The 16616-nt window shown below is 63.9% G+C and carries 15 protein-coding genes and 1 pseudogene; 7 read left to right on the top strand and 9 right to left on the bottom strand.

What is annotated here, in order from left to right; genetic code table 11:
- Positions 1–27: 27 nt before the first annotated feature.
- From pdhA to XH92_RS23465, 3 genes are all read right to left on the bottom strand, one after another.
- Complete coding sequence (pdhA, locus tag XH92_RS23475; RefSeq protein ID WP_194454224.1) at positions 28–1047, bottom strand: pyruvate dehydrogenase (acetyl-transferring) E1 component subunit alpha; 1020 nt, start codon at positions 1045–1047, stop codon at positions 28–30.
- A 207-nt stretch (positions 1048–1254) separates the two neighbouring features.
- Positions 1255–1572, bottom strand: a complete 318-nt coding sequence (locus XH92_RS23470; RefSeq protein WP_194454223.1) for a septum formation initiator family protein — start codon at positions 1570–1572, stop codon at positions 1255–1257.
- Between the two features lie 102 nt (positions 1573–1674).
- Positions 1675–2226 carry an NADPH-dependent FMN reductase gene (locus XH92_RS23465; RefSeq protein WP_194454222.1) on the bottom strand — a complete coding sequence of 184 codons (552 nt, stop codon included), beginning with the start codon at positions 2224–2226 and terminating at the stop codon, positions 1675–1677.
- 282 nt (positions 2227–2508) lie between these two features.
- Here XH92_RS23465 and XH92_RS23460 point away from each other — a divergent pair, with 282 nt between their 5' ends.
- Positions 2509–3621 carry a D-alanine--D-alanine ligase family protein gene (locus XH92_RS23460; RefSeq protein ID WP_194454221.1) on the top strand — a complete coding sequence of 371 codons (1113 nt, stop codon included), beginning with the start codon at positions 2509–2511 and terminating at the stop codon, positions 3619–3621.
- Between the two features lie 10 nt (positions 3622–3631).
- Here the strand turns inward: XH92_RS23460 and XH92_RS23455 are convergent, their stop codons facing one another.
- Together XH92_RS23455 and eno are read right to left on the bottom strand one after the other, a co-directional pair.
- Positions 3632–4771 carry a zinc-binding dehydrogenase gene (locus tag XH92_RS23455; protein ID WP_194454220.1) on the bottom strand — a complete coding sequence of 380 codons (1140 nt, stop codon included), beginning with the start codon at positions 4769–4771 and terminating at the stop codon, positions 3632–3634.
- Between the two features lie 50 nt (positions 4772–4821).
- Positions 4822–6105 (bottom strand): phosphopyruvate hydratase, encoded by a 1284-nt coding sequence (gene eno / locus XH92_RS23450; RefSeq protein ID WP_194454219.1) that lies wholly within the window; start codon positions 6103–6105, stop codon positions 4822–4824.
- A gap of 122 nt (positions 6106–6227) precedes the next feature.
- On the opposite strand from eno, the gene queF reads away from it, so the two are divergent.
- Positions 6228–6704, top strand: coding sequence for a preQ(1) synthase (gene queF, locus XH92_RS23445; RefSeq protein ID WP_194454218.1), 477 nt, complete (start codon positions 6228–6230; stop codon positions 6702–6704).
- Positions 6705–6736: 32 nt separating this feature from the next.
- Here queF and XH92_RS23440 read toward each other — a convergent pair whose 3' ends face one another.
- From XH92_RS23440 to kdsA, 3 genes and pseudogenes are all read right to left on the bottom strand, one after another.
- The gene (locus XH92_RS23440; RefSeq protein WP_194454217.1) at positions 6737–8041 is read right to left on the bottom strand and encodes an adenylate/guanylate cyclase domain-containing protein; all 1305 of its coding nucleotides are present in this window, start codon (positions 8039–8041) and stop codon (positions 6737–6739) included.
- A 267-nt stretch (positions 8042–8308) separates the two neighbouring features.
- A pseudogene (locus tag XH92_RS23435) lies at positions 8309–9512 on the bottom strand (MFS transporter).
- A 15-nt stretch (positions 9513–9527) separates the two neighbouring features.
- A complete protein-coding gene (kdsA, locus tag XH92_RS23430; RefSeq protein ID WP_194454216.1) occupies positions 9528–10385 on the bottom strand; it encodes a 3-deoxy-8-phosphooctulonate synthase in 858 nt (285 codons plus the stop codon).
- On the opposite strand from kdsA, the gene XH92_RS23425 reads away from it, so the two are divergent.
- Complete coding sequence (locus XH92_RS23425; protein ID WP_194461701.1) at positions 10297–10506, top strand: hypothetical protein; 210 nt, start codon at positions 10297–10299, stop codon at positions 10504–10506. The genes kdsA and XH92_RS23425 overlap by 89 nt on opposite strands.
- A 45-nt stretch (positions 10507–10551) precedes the next feature.
- Positions 10552–10887, top strand: a complete 336-nt coding sequence (locus XH92_RS23420; RefSeq protein ID WP_194454215.1) for a PAAR domain-containing protein — start codon at positions 10552–10554, stop codon at positions 10885–10887.
- Positions 10888–10945: 58 nt separating this feature from the next.
- Here the strand turns inward: XH92_RS23420 and XH92_RS23415 are convergent, their stop codons facing one another.
- Entirely contained in the window at positions 10946–11272 is a 327-nt protein-coding gene (locus XH92_RS23415) for an NIPSNAP family protein (protein WP_194454214.1), read from the bottom strand.
- Positions 11273–11615: 343 nt separating this feature from the next.
- Between XH92_RS23415 and XH92_RS23410 the strand changes: the two genes are divergently transcribed.
- The 3 genes from XH92_RS23410 (at position 11616) to XH92_RS23400 (ending at position 16554) form a co-directional block, all read left to right on the top strand.
- A complete protein-coding gene (locus XH92_RS23410) occupies positions 11616–14375 on the top strand; it encodes a DUF3857 domain-containing protein (protein WP_246787583.1) in 2760 nt (919 codons plus the stop codon).
- Positions 14376–14503: 128 nt separating this feature from the next.
- On the top strand, positions 14504–15178 hold the full coding sequence (locus XH92_RS23405) for a response regulator transcription factor (RefSeq protein WP_194454212.1): 675 nt from the start codon (positions 14504–14506) through the stop codon (positions 15176–15178).
- Positions 15175–16554 (top strand): HAMP domain-containing sensor histidine kinase, encoded by a 1380-nt coding sequence (locus tag XH92_RS23400; protein WP_194454211.1) that lies wholly within the window; start codon positions 15175–15177, stop codon positions 16552–16554. Before XH92_RS23405 ends, XH92_RS23400 begins: the two co-directional genes overlap by 4 nt.
- The last annotated feature ends 62 nt before the right edge of the window (positions 16555–16616 follow it).

Below are 16616 nucleotides of genomic sequence, written 5' to 3'. Positions count from 1 at the left end.
TCTTGAGATTCTTCTGCGCGGGTGGGGTCAGCGGTAGATGTCGGTGTAGAGCTCGGACGGATCCGGCTCCGGATCGTGCTGCGCGAAATCGGCGGCTTCGTTGACGATCTCGCGCACCTCGGCGTCGATCGCCTTCAAGTCCTGCTCGCTCACGCCTGATGCCAGCAAGCGGTTGCGCACCTGCTCGATCGGGTCCTGGTCGTGACGAACCTTCTCGACCTCCTCGCGCGTGCGGTACTTCGCCGGATCGGACATCGAATGGCCGCGGTAACGGTAGGTCTGCATCTCCAGGATGATCGGACCGTTGCCGCCCCGGCACCATGCGGTGGCCTCATCGGCCGCGGCCTTGACCGCGCGCACGTCCATGCCGTCGACCTGCTTGCCGGGAATGTTGAAGGAGTCGCCGCGCTTGGAGAAGTCCTGCTGCGCCGAGGCGCGCGACACCGCGGTGCCCATCGCATAGCGATTGTTCTCGATCACGTAGATCACCGGCAGCTTCCACAACTCCGCCATGTTGAAGCTTTCGTAGACCTGGCCCTGGTTGGCCGCGCCGTCGCCGAAATAGGTCACGCTGACGTTATCATTGCCGCGATAGCGGTTGGCGAACGCAAGGCCGGTGCCGAGCGACACCTGCGCGCCCACGATTCCGTGACCGCCGTAGAAATGCTTCTCCTTGCTGAACATGTGCATGGAGCCGCCCTTGCCGCGGGAATAGCCGCCGCGACGTCCGGTCAACTCCGCCATCACACCCCTGGCTTCCATGTCGCACGCCAGCATGTGGCCGTGGTCGCGGTAGCCCGTTATGACCTCGTCGCCCGGCTTCAACGCCATCTGCATGCCGACCACGACAGCTTCCTGGCCGATATAGAGATGGCAGAAGCCGCCGATCGCACCCATGCCGTAGAGCTGACCGGCCTTCTCCTCGAAGCGCCGGATCAGGAGCATGTCGCGCAGCGCCTTGAGCTCCTGCTCCCTGGAGAATTCGGGTGGAGAGCCAGCCTTCTCCTGCCCTGATTCCTTTGCGGCGGTTTTCTTGGGTGTGGCCATGGCAATTCCGGGTGAGAGAAGTCGGAGAACCCTCTCTAACCCAACTCAAATCGCCTTGGAAGGATTGCGTTCGCCCGATGGAATTTTGCTATGCCGCACTGCAACGCGGCGCGACATTTTTGTGATACGGATCAATCAATTTTGAAATTTGAAGAACAGGCACCAGTTATTTTCGGACATGCAGCTGTCCTAAAATAACTGCCGACGTCAGTTCGCCTTGTTGATCCGAACGAGATCGCGCGGGTTGACGTAGTCGAGCTGGAAGCGCGCACGCTCGTCCAGCATGTCGGGATCGACCCGATCCGACCGCAGCAGCGACACCCGCTGCTCGCCCTCGGCCCGCTCCTTCTTCAGCCGCGCCAGCTCCGAGGTCAGCGCGATGATTTCCTGGTCGAGTTCCTGCCGCGCGTTCAGACCGTATTTGCCGGTATAGGCGTTGACGCCGAAATAGCCGACCATCAGCGCCGCCAGCGTGTAGAGGGCGAGCCCGGTCAGAATCGATTTGAGGCGCGTGCGGGAAACCATGGCCGCGAAGATGCGGCCATGGGGTTAATGGAAAGCTAAAACGCTCTTATTTGATCGTGATCTTGTTCGGAAAACCGCTGCGCACTCTTCCGGATCATGTTGTCAGCCGTTCTGCTTCGCGACGAAAGCCGCGAAGGCGTCGAGGTACTGCTGCAACACCGTCTTGAGCGACTCCTTGGTCAGTTCGCCGTTGTCGTTGAAGGCGTCGCCGATGCCGTTGAGATAGGTTTCCGGCTGACCGAGGATCGGGCCGGAAATGCCCGGCAGGATGTTCTGCAGGTGCTTCGCCGCGCTGACGCCGCCGAGCGGGCCCGGCGAGTTGGAGATGATGCCGACCGGCTTGCCGATGAACGAGCTCTTGCCGTAAGGCCGCGAGGCGACGTCGATCGCGTTCTTCAGCACACCCGGGATCGAACGGTTGTATTCGGGGGTCACGAACAGCACGCCGTTCGACTTCTGCAGCTTCTCGCGGAACGCCAGCCAGTCCGCCGGAGGCGCGGCCTCCAGATCCTGGTTGAAGAAGGAAATGCCCTCAAGGGTCGTCACATCGAGCTTCAGAGAGGCCGGCGCGAGCTTGGCCAGCGCATTGGCGATCTTGAGCGAAAAGCTCTGCTTGCGGATGCTGCCGACGATGGTGACGATGTTATAGGCCATTGCAGAATTCCCCTCGGGTTGCGCGTTTGACTGCTGCACTTCACCTACCGGCACACCGAGAAAGATGCAAGTGCATGGATCGTCCAATTCCGGAAACGCAGCGTTCGCGAATTTTGTACCAACGGCCATAAACTGCGCCGCTCAAGTGCCGTCCGTTCGCCGCCAGAGAACGCGATTCCGCCCGAAAGCTGCGGGCGGCGCAACCGGCGGCAAATTGTCGACACGTTCCTCGAAACATACTGTCGCATTCAACGCAGCACCGGGCCAACCGAAGAGCAGCCTATGGCAGAGCGCAAGATCCGGGTCGCGATCCTGTTTGGCGGGCGATCGGCCGAGCACGACGTCTCGCGGGCGTCGGCCGCCAATGTGCTTCGCTCGCTCGATCCGGATCGCTATGACGCCACCGCGATCGGCATCACCCGCGATGGCCGCTGGATGGTCACCGATGCGGGAAACGGCGCCGGCACCGGGAGCGGCGCGCTGACCATTCCGGACCAGGCGCCGCAGCTCGCTCTGCTGCCGGGCGGACAGGGCCGCGTCGTGGTGCTGCAGGGAGCGGCGGGGCCGGCGGAATTGCCGGCGTTCGACGTCGTCTTCCCGGTCCTGCATGGCCCGAACGGCGAGGATGGCACTGTACAGGGTGCGCTGGAATTGTCCGATGTCGCCTATGTCGGGTCGCGCGTGATGGGCTCGGCGGCCGGAATGGACAAGGACATCGCCAAGCGCCTCATGCGCGAGGCGGGATTACCGATCGTCCCGTTTGTCGCGATGTCGGCCGCGGCTCCCATCGGCTATGACGATGCGGTGAGCGCACTCGGCTCGCAGGAGGTCTTCGTCAAGCCCGCCAACATGGGATCATCGGTCGGCGTCTCGAAGGCGCGCACCGCCGCGGAGTTCGAGGCCGGCTGCAGACTGGCGTTCCGCTTCGACAGCAAGATCCTGATCGAGCGCTGCGTCGCGCCGATCCGGGAGGTCGAATGCTCCGTGCTCGAGGATGCCGTAGGCCGCGTCCGCGCCTCCCAGCTCGGCGAGATCGTTCCCTCCGACAAGCACGGCTTCTACTCGTACGACGCGAAGTATCTCGATGCGGACGGCGCGCTGCTTCAGGTGCCCGCCGACGTCCCGCCTGCCGTCGCCGACACCATCAGGGAGCTCGCGATCAAGACGTTCGGCGTGCTCGGCTGCGAGGGCATGGCGCGGATCGACTTCTTCCTGCACGGCGAGCAGGCGTTCGTGAACGAGGCGAACACCCTGCCCGGCTTCACCAACATCAGCATGTATCCGCGGCTTTGGGAGGCCAGCGGCCTGCCGCAATCCGAGCTGATGGATGTCCTGATCGGCCACGCCCTGGAGCGTCACAAGCGCTCCAGGAAGCTGGCATTCGAGCGCGAGTAACGAGGGCGCGTTACGCGCCCTTGTTCGGGTTGATCAGGAATTTCTCGCCAGTCGCGCGCTTGTTGTAGACGGCGATGTTGTCGAGCTGCAGCGCCTCCTGCAGCGAGACCACCTTGGTGTAGTGGCTGGCGAAGGTCGTCTTCAGCTCGGCCACCACGCGCTGGCGCAGCTTGTTGCCGGCCTCCGGACCGATCTTCATCAGGAACGGGAACAGCAGCCAGCCGCCGATGCCCCAGGCCATGCCGAAGCCGCGTGGCAGCTCGATCTCGCGGGTGTCGAGGCTGCCATAGACATAGACCTGCTTGTGCGTGTTCGAGCCGTAGCGGCTGTACACCTTGGCGGACTTGTTGATCGCGATCTCCATCGCGACCAGAATCTGGCCGGCGAGCTTGCCGCCGCCGATCGCATCGAAGGCGATGGTGGCGCCGGTCTCGACCAGCGCATTGGTGAGCTTGTCCATGAAATCGGGCGCGCTGGAATCGACGACATGCTTGGCGCCGATCTTGTGCAGGATGTCGGCCTGCTCCTTGTTGCGCACGATGTTGACGAGGCCGATGCCGTCCTTGAGGCAGATCTTGTTCAGCATCTGGCCGAGGTTCGACGCCGCCGCGGTGTGCACCAGCGCCTTGTGTCCCTCGCGCCGCATCGTCTCCGTCATGCCGAGCGAGGTCAGCGGATTGACGAAGCAGGATGCGCCTTCCGCCGGCGTGATGCCGTCGGGCAGCGGCAGGCACTCGCCGACCCGCAGCGTGCGGTATTGTGCATACATCGCGCCGCCGATCATCGCGACGGTGCGGCCCATCAGCGCTTTCGCCGCGTCCGACGATCCGGTCCGGATCACGACGCCGGCGCCTTCGTTGCCGACCGGCATCGACTCGTCGAGCCGCGCGGCGAGGCCCGGCAAGGCCGCTTCCGGCACGCGTGCGGTCACCACGGGCAATTCCTTGCTGCCGGAGACCTTGGCCGCCGCCATGTTGGCCGGGCCGATCAGGAGCCCGAGGTCGGACGGGTTGATCGGGGTCGCCTCGACCCGGACCACGACCTCGTCGGGACCGGGCTCGGGGGTCGGGACATTGACCAGCGATATCTCCAGTTCGCCGTCCTTCTTGAGCAGCGAACGCAACTGCAGACCGCTCTTGCCGTCACTCATCCCGACCTCCCTTTTTTGTTACATACGTTGAGTTCCGATCAGTTGGGGCGCTAGCCCAGCGCCTTCAAGGCCGCCCTGCCCGCATATTTCGCTTGCGTGCCGAGCTGCTGCTCGATGCGCAGCAGCTGGTTGTACTTGGCGGTGCGGTCGGAGCGCGCCAGCGAGCCGGTCTTGATCTGCCCGCAATTGGTGGCGACCGCGAGGTCGGCGATCGTGGAATCCTCGGTCTCGCCGGAGCGATGCGACATCACGGCCGTGTAGCCGGCCTTGTACGCCATCTCGATCGCCGCGAGCGTTTCGGTCAGCGTGCCGATCTGGTTGACCTTGACCAGGATCGAATTGCCGCGGCCGTTCTTGATGCCGTCGGCAAGCCGCGTGACGTTGGTGACGAACAGATCGTCGCCGACCAGCTGGCACTTGTTGCCGATCGCATCCGTCAGCTCCTTCCAGCCGTCCATGTCGTCTTCCGACATGCCGTCCTCGATGGTGACGATCGGATAGCGGCCGACGAGATCGGCGAGATACTTCACCTGCTCCGAGCGCGAACGGGTCTTGTTCTCGCCGCCATAGACGTAGGCGCCTTCCTTGAAGAATTCGGTGGAGGCGCAGTCGAGGCCGAGCACGACGTCGTCGCCCGCCTTGTAGCCGGCCTTGCCGATCGCGTTCATGACGAACTCGAGCGCGGCGTCGGCCGACGGCAGGTTCGGCGCAAAGCCGCCCTCGTCGCCGACATTGGTGTTGTGGCCGGCCTTCTTCAACTCGCCGCGCAGCGTGTGGAAGATTTCCGAACCGCAACGCAGCGCCTCGGCGAACGACGTGGCGCCGACCGGCAGGATCATGAATTCCTGGAAGTCGATCGGGTTGTCGGCATGCACGCCGCCATTGATGATGTTCATCATCGGCACCGGCAGCGTCCGCGCCGAGGTGCCGCCGACATAACGATACAGCGGCATGTCGAAGGATTCGGCGGCGGCCTTGGCACAGGCCAGCGAGACGCCGAGGATGGCGTTGGCGCCGAGCCGGCTCTTGTTCGGCGTGCCGTCGAGATCGACCATGATCTGGTCGATCGCGACCTGTTCCTCGACCGCCTGGTCGCTGAGCGCCTCGAAGATCTCGCCGTTGATGGCGGCAACCGCCTTCTGGACGCCCTTGCCGAGATAGCGCGACTTGTCGCCGTCGCGCAGTTCCACCGCCTCATGGGCGCCGGTGGAGGCGCCCGACGGCACCGCCGCGCGACCGATTGACCCATCCTCCAGCACCACATCGACCTCGACGGTGGGGTTGCCGCGGCTGTCCAGGATTTCGCGGCCGATGATGTCGACGATGTCAGTCATGAGAGCCTCTTATGGCAGTGAGGGGGTCGGATGGCGGTGCTTCTAGCGCAATGCATCGAGGGGGAAAAGGCCGGGTGACGGGCCCCTCGGCATTGGCTAAGAGAGCGCCACGGAGACCCCTCATGGCGAAGAAATCCAGCAAATCAACGACCTCCCCCGGCCTGCAACTCGGCCGTGCGGTGGAGTGGCCCGACGCGCCGGAAAAGGCGCAGCTCGACCGCGTGCCCAATCCGCAAGCTGGTACCGATTATCTGGTACGCTTCACGGTCCCGGAGTTCACCTCGATCTGCCCGGTAACGGGCCAACCGGACTTCGCCCATCTGGTGATCGACTATGTGCCGGGCCGCTGGCTCCTGGAATCCAAGTCGCTGAAACTGTTCGCCGCGAGCTTCCGCAACCACGGCGCCTTCCATGAGGATTGCACAGTCATGATCGGCCGGCGAATCTCAGACGAGATCAAGCCGAAATGGCTGCGTATCGGTGGCTACTGGTACCCGCGCGGCGGCATTCCGATCGACGTGTTCTTCCAGACTGGCCGGCTGCCAAAGGGCCTCTGGGTTCCCGATCAGGGCGTCGCGACGTATCGCGGAAGGGGCTAGAGCGGGCGTTAGCCACCCACGCTCACATTGAACTAGCCGGACCGAACGTCGCCTTTCCCAGATGCATCACTTGGAGAAACGAAGAAGCTGCGCATCAATCCAAAGCCTCGAACCTCAACCGCCTGACGCTCCTCGAACTTAAAGAAATCTCTCACCCGCCAATACGTAGCTTCAGATATGTGGACGCGATTCGGCTCGCTAAGCGACTCAAGCCGACTCGCTAGATTTACAGTACGTCCCCAGTAGTCGTAGGTCATCTTATGGCGCCCGATAACGCCACCGATCGTCGATCCCGTATGGATCCCAACTCGGATCTGCAACGGATAGCCGGTCTTCTCTGCCACGCGTCTCACGATATCAATAGTATGCAAGGCGAATTCGACCATCGCCTTCGCGTGGTTAACTGAGCTGGCCGATTTCCCGGCAATTGCCATGTAGGCGTCACCGATTGTCTTGACCTTTTCGACTCCATATTTATCGGCAGCTTCGTCGAATTCCGTAAAAATCATGTCCAGAATTTCGAGCACGTGCTTGGGGGCAAGATGCTCCGTTAGAGTCGTGAAGCCAACTAGATCCGAGAAGAGGAGTGTAACTTCGCCGAACGCCTCAGCACTCCTATCGGCGTGATCAGCTACCAAATTGAGGGGAATGTAAGAGGATAAGAAACTCGAGAGCTTATTGCGCTCCTTTTCCTGAAGAATCTGCCGGGCAAACTCCTCGCGCGAAAAGCGCTCGCGCCCATAACTCGTAAAGATGAGGATCAGAAAGATAAGGGTCAGGTTGAAAAGGTAAGAGGAAACTTCGGCGAACTCGATTTTCGTGAATACGGACACACCTGCTCCGTAGACCAGAATGATTATCGCACCAACGGCACAAGACCAACCGACACTTATCGGAAATAATCCAATGCAAAAGACAAGAATCAACGCGAAATTGAGTGCACTCGAACCTGAGGACAAATAATAGGGATTTCCCTCGCCGTACTCGAGAAGCTGTTTGATCGCAAGCAAGCTTGCCGCGGTGACGAACAAAAGCAGGCAAAGGTTTGGCCAGCGGCGAAAGGCAGGCGTGAATGTTAGAGCAAAAAAGCCTAGCAGGATTGGGATGGCTACCATGAATCGGAAGCGAGTCAGTTCAACCGAGTTGGTATTCGTAGCCGAATCCCAGACCCCGAATGCGCCCCAGAGCAGTGCACTGAAAGCTATTGCATTTGCGGTGAAACGAGCGGTTCGCGCCTGACGGTCACGCTGATATTCGAGCTCAAACGCAGCATCATCGAACCGCAAATCGAGCCATACGGCTGCTTGGGCAAAACGACCAGCGACAAAACTCGCCATATTCCCTCGCAAAATCAATGAAAGCTAATTAGGTCGCTTCTCCAAAATCTTCCAAAATCCGCCCCAGCGGCGAACGTCAATCGAACCATATTCCGGCTAATGTTCTAGCCAACAACGTTCAATAGCCTTTGACTATGACGCAAGCTGCCCAGCGCAACAAGTCTGGGGTCAGGTCACCCGTCGGGTCAAAGGCCGACGATAATGGCAGGCTCGCGATCTTCTGTTTTGCTCCAGAAGCCGACGATTTATGAGTACCTAAAAGGATCGCTACGCCTCGACATCCGGCCGGGCGGCGGCATCCGCCGGCCGCGTCTGCTTGAGGAATCTCGCGCAGATAAATCCGAGTACGACCATCACGGCGGCGGCCGAGACCAGCGTCCCGGTCTTGCCGGCGTGTTGCAGGCCGAAGCCATAGGCGATCGGGCCGACGGTCTGGCCCATGAAGAAGAAGAACGAGTGCAGCGACAGCGCGGTGGCGCGGGCCTCGACCGACAGCTCGCTGGCGAACACCTGCAGGCAGCCGTGGATCATGTAGAAGCCGAGGCCCATCACCAGAAGGCCCGCCATCTGCCACTTCCAGTGCGGCCCGAAGGCGACGCCGACCAGCTGGATAGCGACCAGTGTCGCGCCGACGATCATCATGCCCCTCACCCCGATCCACGGCAGCAGGCGACCGACCGTCAGCGTGTAGAGCAATCCGCCGATCGCAAAGCCCGCGATCACGATCCCGGCGATCGACAGCGAGGTCTCGCCGAGCTCGAACAGGAACGAGGCGACGAACGGAAACAGCCCCAGCACGCAGCAGCCTTCGACGAAGACCGCCGAGTAGCAGATCCGCGCATTCGGATTGGTGAAGATGGTGCGATAGCCGTGGCGCAGCGCCTTCAGGCTGGTGCGCGGCGGACGGTTCAGATCGGCGGAAGCCGGCCGCAACCGCAAGCGCGACGAGGATCACGAGGCCGCCGAGCACCGCGAGCACGCCGCGCCAGCCGAGCAGATCGCCGATCAGCCCGGACGCCGTGGCGCCGAGCAGATTGCCGGTCATCGAGCCCGCCAGCGTTCGCCCGATCGCGAGCTGCCGCTTGTCGGGACCGACGAGATCGCTGGTCAGCGACAGCGCCACCGGAAACACCCCGCCCGAGCCGATGCCGGCAAGGATGCGGGTCACGAACAGCATCGGAAACGAGGTCGAGAGCGCGCCGAGGATGTTGGCGACGCCGAGCAGTCCGAGGCAGATCGTCATCAGCCGCGCCTTGCCGAACAGGTCGGCGGCGGCGCCGATCGCCGGCTGCACCGCGGCAAAGGTGAAGGCGAACACCGCGGCAAAGCTCGCCGCGGTGGCGATGCTGACACCGAAATCATCGGCGACATGCGGCAGCACCGGATCGAGCGCCCGCACCGACAGGCTCGCCGCGAAGGTCGCCAGCGTGATGACGTTGAGGGCCGGCGGCATGCCGCTGCTTGCGGTCATGTCATTATCCGCCGGTCAGGCTGCCGTCTTGGCCAGCGTGTCGAACTGCATCAGCCGCTTGACGAGGGATTCGAAATCGCGGAGCGGCACCATGTTGGGACCGTCGGAGGGCGCGTGATCCGGATCGGGATGGGTCTCGATGAACACGCCGGCGACGCCGACTGCGACCGCGGCGCGCGCCAGCACCGACACGAATTCACGCTCGCCGCCCGAGGAGGTGCCCTTGCCGCCCGGCTGCTGCACCGAATGGGTGGCGTCGAAGATCACGGGCGCGCCTGTCGTGCGCGACAGGATCGGCAGCGCGCGCATGTCCGACACCAGCGTGTTGTAGCCGAACGAGGCACCGCGCTCGGTGACCAGCACATTGGCGTTGCCGGCGCCGGTGATCTTGCTGACCACGTTGGTCATGTCCCACGGTGCCAGGAACTGGCCCTTCTTGACGTTGACGGCCTTGCCGGTCGCGGCCGCGGCCAGCAAGAGATCGGTCTGCCGGCACAGGAAGGCAGGGATCTGCAGCACGTCGACCGCCTGCGCCGCTTCAGTGCACTGGTCGGGTTCATGCACGTCGGTCAGCACCGGCAGCCCGAGCGACGACCGGATCTCGGCGAAGATCGGCAGCGCCTGCTTCAGCCCGATGCCGCGCGCGGCCGACGCGCTGGTGCGGTTCGCCTTGTCGAACGAGGTCTTGTACACTAGGCCGATCTTGAGCCTGGCCGCGATCTCCTTCAGTGCGGAGGCCACTTCAAGCGCATGCGCGCGGCTCTCGAGCTGGCAGGGACCGGCGATGATCGAGATCGGCAAGGCGTTGCCGAATTTGGCCGATCCGACGGCAACGATCGGCGCGGCGGCTGGCGCGGAAACCTGGTTGGTCAAAATGCTGCATCCTTTTGCGGGCGACCATGCAATCCCGCGCGGGATGGATCAAGCCATGCCGCACGATGAGGGGGTTGCGCTGACGCCGTGGGTGCGCCGTGCTATCACAATCCTGCCCTAACCGCCCCTATACACTTGCGCGGAACAGATTCCCAATGAGGACGACATGCGCATCTCGCTGCTGATCGGAACCGTCGCCGCCTTGACGGCGATGTCGGGTCTTGCCCATGGCCAGGCCAGCAGCCAGCCCGGGGTCGTCACCGGCGGCGCCGCGGGCGTCACCGTCAATGGCAAGCCGGCGGCGCGCAGCGGCGACACCACCAGCAATGGTGGCGCGCTGGTCGAAGGCGTGCCCAATGTCCTGATCAACGGCAAGCCAGCGGTGGTGATGGGCGATCGCACGCATTGCGGCGGCAAGACCACCTCGGGCAGCCACGGCGTCTTCATCAACGGCAAGCCGATGGTGACCCAAGGCGATCAGACCTCGGGCTGCCCGCAATAACTGTCCGGTGGTCGGGCGCGACGAGGCCTCGTCGTCACGCCCCTGAGCGGCACCCGCGTCACTTCACCGACGAGAACGCGGTCGGCACCAGAAGCTGGTTTTCGATGGTGAGAACGATCTGGCCGTCCTCCTCGGACTTGGCGCGCGCGCTGATCCATTCCGGATCGGTCGTGAACGCGGTCCACTTCTTCTCGCGCTCGGCGAGCGATTCCCAGGCCAGCAGATAGGTCAAGTCCTGGTTGGATTCGCCGACCAGCGTCGTGAAGAAGCCGGCCTGCTTGATGCCATGCTTGTCCCAGAGCTTCAGCGTGATGGTCTCGAAGCGCTTGAGCAGCGCCGGCAGGCGGCCCGGCAGGCAACGATAGACGCGGGTCTCGTAGATCATCGGCGATACTCCCAGATATTGTTCGCGAAAGGGCGCAAGTTCTGACAACAAACCCGCGTGAAGTCAAAATCGCCAAATCGAAATCGCCAAATCGAAAGCGCCAAGTCAAATTGACGTGGTTCAGCCCCTCGCCGCCGGCATGGCCCATCCGCAGGCGCCGCACACCTTCACACCAGCTTCACCTCGCCGACAAACTTGGCCGCTTGCAATAATTGCCGGCCCGGCCGCCATCCTCTATACAACTCCTAAGTGAACGAGGTGGCGAATGTATCTCATGAGATGGTTGCGCGCTGGCTTGTTGCTGGTGGCTGCACTCGGATGTCTTTTGGGATGTCATGGCGCCGTGGCCCAACAGGTGACCGATAACGGGCTCAAGGAAGTCCAGCTCGGCAAGGATGCGTTTACCCTGGGCGATCCGGTGCCGGACTGGGTCGAGCAATTGCCGATCCCCGAGGTCCCCAAGACCGCGTCATTGCCGGTGGTCATCCGTCTCGCCGACAGTCAGTACCGGCTTGGAAAGACTCCCGAGCTCTACTTCCGGCGCGCGATGCAAATCAACGATGCCGCGGCGCTGACGGCGGCCGGACGCCTTTCGATCGCATTCGCCCCTGAATATGAGCACGTCCAGCTTCACACGATCCGCATCTATCGAGGACAGGAACAATTCGATCGGACGCAGACGTCCAACATCCGCTTCCTCCAGCGCGAACAGGATCTCGAGCGCAACGTCTACAGCGGCCGGGTGACCGCCTCGATCCTGATCGACGATCTGCGCGTCGGCGATACGCTCGAGATCGCCTATACGAGCTCAGGTCAGAATCCGGTGTTCGGCGGCAAGGCCTTCGGCGCGGCGCCGTGGGACCAGAACGCACCGACCCTACGGCGGCGGGTCGTTCTGAATTATCCAACTGACCGATCGATCGCCTGGCGCGTGGTCGGCGACCGGCCGCTGCCGCCGCTCCTTCCGGCCGAGTCCGCGCGCAACGGATTTCGGCGCGTCAGCTTCGACCAGCAGCCATTGCCCGGATTTCCCGGAGAGACGATGGCTCCGCCCGATTTCTTCGGGCTCCGCTTCGTGCAATTCACCGAGTTTGCGAGCTGGAGCGATGTCGCCGGCTGGGCAAGCAACCTGTTCGAGGCGACCGCGCCAAAGGACGGCGAGTTTCAGGACGTCGTGAAGCGGATCAAGGCGTTGCCGTCCGAGCCGGCCCGCGCCATGGCCGCGCTCGAGTTCGTGCAATCCCAGATCCGGTATTTCTCGGTGGCGCTCGGCGAAAGCTCGCACCGGCCAACCCAACCCGACGAGGTGCTGCGGCGCCGCTACGGCGACTGCAAGGACAAGTCGCTGTTGCTGGTCACCATGCTGCACGAGCTCGGCATCAAGAGCCGGCCCGTGCTGCTGCAGATCGGACGCCATGGCGGACTGGAGAAAATCCTGCCCAGCCCGCAGTTCTTCGATCATGCCATCGTCGAGGCCATGGTCGACGGCAAGCCCTACTTCCTCGACCCGACGCGGCTCGGACAGCATGGCGAGCTCGACCGGGCGGGCCAGGCGCATAGCGGGGTCCAGGTCCTCGTCGCGGCACGCGAGACCGATGCCATCTCGCGCGTTCCCGCCGACACCGGCGATGTCGTCGGCAACGAAATCACCGAGCGCGCAACGCTGGCCAAGTTCGGCGAAGAGGGCCAGCTCGATGTCCGGCGCGTCTGGCGTGGGCTGGGCGCCGAGCAACTCCGTGTCGTGCTTGAACGGGCATCGCGCGAGCAGACCTCCAGGTTCGTCAGGGATGCCCTGGAACGCCGCTATCCAGGCGCGACGCTGGTCGGCGAGCCGGTGGTGCAGAACGACACCGTGAAGAACGAGCTCTCGATCTCGGCGCATTACCGGGTCCCGAAGCTCGCGACGGAGGTGGAAGCGAACTGGGTCGTCAGTTACGCGCTGGACAACATGCAGAACGTCCTGATCGCCTCGCAGTCGGCGAACCGCACTACGCCGCTGCGGATTCCAGGCTTCCCGTTCCACGGCAAATACAGTTTCGAGATGAGCTTTCCCGAGCAGGTCAGCGCCAGCATCGACCCGCGCGAGCACACCATCTCCAACAAGTATTTCAACGCCACTGTCACCGAATATTTTCGCGGCAGCAATGCCAGGAAGACCGTCGAGCTGAAGACCCTGCAGCCGTCGGTCGAGCCGGCGGATTACCCCGGCTATGCCGAGGACCTGCGTTCGCTAAACAAGGCGATCGGCGGCGCCTTTGCGGTCAACAAGGCGATGCTCAACAACAACGCCACCAAGGCGGATATCGCGCACCGTCTGCACGATCAGCACGAGGAGGTCATCAAGAAGACGACCGAGAGCATCGATGGCGGCAAGCTCACCGGCAGCGATCTGGCCAACAGCTATTGCCTGCGCGGCCATGCCAGGGCCGACCTCGACCGCGTTGACGAGGCCTTGCAGGACACCAACACCGCCGTGCGCCTTGCGCCGACCGCCCCGAACATCCTGACGTGCCGCGCCAGCGTCTATTTCCGGTCCGGGCAGTTCGACAAGAGCGTGACCGACTACTCCAACGCGATCGCGCTGGGCGGCGGCGCCGACGGCATCGCTTTCCGCTGGCGCGGCGTCTCGCGGGTCTATGCCGGGCGGATGCAGGAGGCCATCGAGGATTTCGCCAAGGCGAGCGAGCTCGGCGACCGCGAAGCCCGGCTCTACAGCGACATGTGGTTGATTGCGACCTACGGTCGCCTCGGCAAGCCGGTCCCTGCCGATATGGTCAAGCGCGCCGGGGCCGAAGCACAAGGTGACTGGCCGCGTGCCGGCCTCGCCATGCTGGCGGGCCTGATGTCGCCGGACGACATGCTCAAATCGCTCGAGAAAAAGGCCGGCGACGAGCGCCAGATGGCACTGGCCGAGGCCTATTTCTATATCGGCCTGCGCAACCTCGCGCTCGGCGATACCAAGCAGGCGCAGGCGTATTTCCAGAAGACGCGCGATATCGGCGTGATCGACTATGTCGAGAACGACTGCGCCGCATTCGAGCTCGACCGTCTGAAGAAGCTGGGCGCGACGACCTCGGCCAAGCCGGGCGCGGTCGCCCACTGATTTAAGGGCCGCGCAGCGTCTCCAAGCCGCACCATACCCCGATACTGCTAGCCGTGAGTCCGGCACCCGCAATGTTGCTGCAATGTTGCTGCCCCTAGAACCTGCAGCTTGAAACCGGATTTTGCGGCATGCGGATACTGCTGGTCGAAGACGAGGCCGAGATGGCGGCGGCGCTGTCACAGGCGCTGAAGGGCTACGACATGGTCGTCGACCATGTGCCGACCCTTGCCGAGGCCGAGGAAGCGATTTCCGCCGACGTGCACGGCGCCGTCCTGCTCGACCGCCAGCTTCCCGACGGCGACGGCCTCGCGCTGATCCCGAAGCTGCGCGCCAAGGCCGACGGCGTTCCGATCATCGTGCTGACTGCGCGCGGCGACCTCGCCGACCGCATCACCGGCCTCGACAGCGGCGCCGACGATTATCTGGCCAAGCCGTTCGCGGTCGAGGAGCTCCTGGCGCGGCTGCGCGCCGTGCTGCGCCGTCCGGCGGGCTTGCAGCTCGACATCATCAAGGCGGGCCGCATGGCGTTCGATTGCAGCCATCGCGAGGCCAGCGTCAATGGCCGCCCGCTCGACCTGCCGCGGCGCGAACTGCTGGTGCTGGAGACGCTGCTGCGCCGCATGGGCCGCACCGTGCTGCGCGCGACGCTGGAGGAAGCCGTCTACAATTTCGAGGACGAGATCCAGTCCAACGCGCTCGACGCTCACGTCTCCAGGCTGCGGCGCAAGCTGACCGACTCCGGCGCCGGCGTCGAGATTCACAGCATCCGGGGCGTGGGCTACCTGCTGAAGCAGGTGTCATGAGCGAAACCGCCGATCACTACTGCCTGCGCTCGAAATTGAGCTGGTGGCTGGTGACGTTGCAGGCTGCGCTGCTGGCCATGCTGGTCGTCCTGCTGATCGCAGGGCTATGCGCCTCCGGCATCCTGCTCGTCCCGCGCGACGAGGACCATGTCATCGACATCCTGCAGGGTGCACTCGCACGCGATGCGCAGGGCGGCCTGATGCTGCGCCCGACGGCGGATCTGAAGGAGCTGCGCGAGACCACGCGCGACCTGTGGTTCGTGGTGCGCGACCGGGAGGGCCACTCGCTGTCGGAAGGCGCGGTGCCGGGCGAGTTTGCCAGGATCGGCGACGCGCTCGACCAGATCAGCCAGGCGCGGCTCGGCTGGCAGATGTTCGAGGACGATCCGCGCAAACCGCCGGCGCGCATGAAGCGCGTCAGCACCGATGCAGGCCCGGTGCAGGTGATGACGGCGACGCAAGGGCCGATGTCGCGCGCCAAGACGGTGTTCGCCACCTCGCTGGCATTTCTCGCGGTCGCCCTGCCCGGCCTCATGCTGATGGCGGCGGCGACCTTCGTGGCGACGCCGATGGTGGTGCGGCGCGCGTTTGCGGGCATCGATTCCGCGGCCGACGAGGCGCGCCGGATCGATTTCCGCCAGCGCGGCAGCCGGCTGTCGGCCGACCATCTGCCGCTCGAAGTCGCGCCGCTGGTGAGCGCCGTCAACGATGCGCTGAAGCGGCTCGACGACGGCTATTCGCGCCATCAGCGCTTCGTCGCTGACGCGGCGCACGAGTTGCGCACGCCGATCGCGATCCTCAACACGCGGCTGGAGTCGCTGCCACCGGGGCCGGAGAAAACCCGGCTGCTCGAGGATTCGGCGCGGCTTGCAACGCTCGCCGAGCAGTTGCTCGACATCCAGCGCTTCGACCAGTGCCGCAATCCGTTCGGCCGCGTCGATCTCGTCGCGGTCGCGCGCAATGTCGCCGCCGATCTCGCCCCGCTCGCGATCGCGGCCGGCTACGAACTGTCGCTCGATACCGCGACCGATCGGGTCGAGACGCTGGGCGACCGCGCCGCGCTGGAGCGCGCGCTGACCAATCTTGTGCAGAACGCCATCCAGCATGGCGGCCGCCGCGGCACCATCACGATCCATGTCGGCCATGCCGCCACCATCGACGTCACCGACGAAGGCGACGGGATTCCGAAGCATGAGCGCGCGCGGATCTTCGATCCGTTCTATCGGCTCGCGCCACTCGACCGCGGCGCCGGCCTCGGACTCAACATGGTGCGCGAGATCGCAAGGCTGCACGGCGGTCACGTCTCCGTGCTTGACGGACCGAAAGGCGGCGCGTGCTTCCGTCTCACGTTACCGCCGGCACCGTTCGTACCATGATGCGCGCAACATCGCGCAATGTTGTCGCAATGCAGCTCCCGCAAAGAAGAGATCGCGCCGCG

The sequence above is a fragment of the Bradyrhizobium sp. CCBAU 53421 genome, assembly GCF_015291625.1.
GTDB lineage: Bacteria > Pseudomonadota > Alphaproteobacteria > Rhizobiales > Xanthobacteraceae > Bradyrhizobium.
Note: the sequence above shows the minus strand (reverse complement) of the source record. Positions and strands in the feature narration are given on the sequence as shown.

Excerpts from the sequence above, each read along its gene's own strand:
- pdhA (WP_194454224.1), bottom strand. The coding sequence starts at position 1,047 with ATGGCCACACCCAAGAAAACCGCCGCAAAGGAATCAGGGCAGGAGAAG.
- XH92_RS23470 (WP_194454223.1), bottom strand. The coding sequence starts at position 1,572 with ATGGTTTCCCGCACGCGCCTCAAATCGATTCTGACCGGGCTCGCCCTC.
- XH92_RS23465 (WP_194454222.1), bottom strand. The coding sequence starts at position 2,226 with ATGGCCTATAACATCGTCACCATCGTCGGCAGCATCCGCAAGCAGAGC.
- XH92_RS23460 (WP_194454221.1), top strand. The coding sequence starts at position 2,509 with ATGGCAGAGCGCAAGATCCGGGTCGCGATCCTGTTTGGCGGGCGATCG.
- XH92_RS23455 (WP_194454220.1), bottom strand. The coding sequence starts at position 4,771 with ATGAGTGACGGCAAGAGCGGTCTGCAGTTGCGTTCGCTGCTCAAGAAG.
- eno (WP_194454219.1), bottom strand. The coding sequence starts at position 6,105 with ATGACTGACATCGTCGACATCATCGGCCGCGAAATCCTGGACAGCCGC.
- queF (WP_194454218.1), top strand. The coding sequence starts at position 6,228 with ATGGCGAAGAAATCCAGCAAATCAACGACCTCCCCCGGCCTGCAACTC.
- XH92_RS23440 (WP_194454217.1), bottom strand. The coding sequence starts at position 8,041 with ATGGCGAGTTTTGTCGCTGGTCGTTTTGCCCAAGCAGCCGTATGGCTC.
- XH92_RS23425 (WP_194461701.1), top strand. The coding sequence starts at position 10,297 with ATGATCGAGATCGGCAAGGCGTTGCCGAATTTGGCCGATCCGACGGCA.
- XH92_RS23420 (WP_194454215.1), top strand. The coding sequence starts at position 10,552 with ATGCGCATCTCGCTGCTGATCGGAACCGTCGCCGCCTTGACGGCGATG.
- XH92_RS23415 (WP_194454214.1), bottom strand. The coding sequence starts at position 11,272 with ATGATCTACGAGACCCGCGTCTATCGTTGCCTGCCGGGCCGCCTGCCG.
- XH92_RS23405 (WP_194454212.1), top strand. The coding sequence starts at position 14,504 with ATGCGGATACTGCTGGTCGAAGACGAGGCCGAGATGGCGGCGGCGCTG.
- XH92_RS23400 (WP_194454211.1), top strand. The coding sequence starts at position 15,175 with ATGAGCGAAACCGCCGATCACTACTGCCTGCGCTCGAAATTGAGCTGG.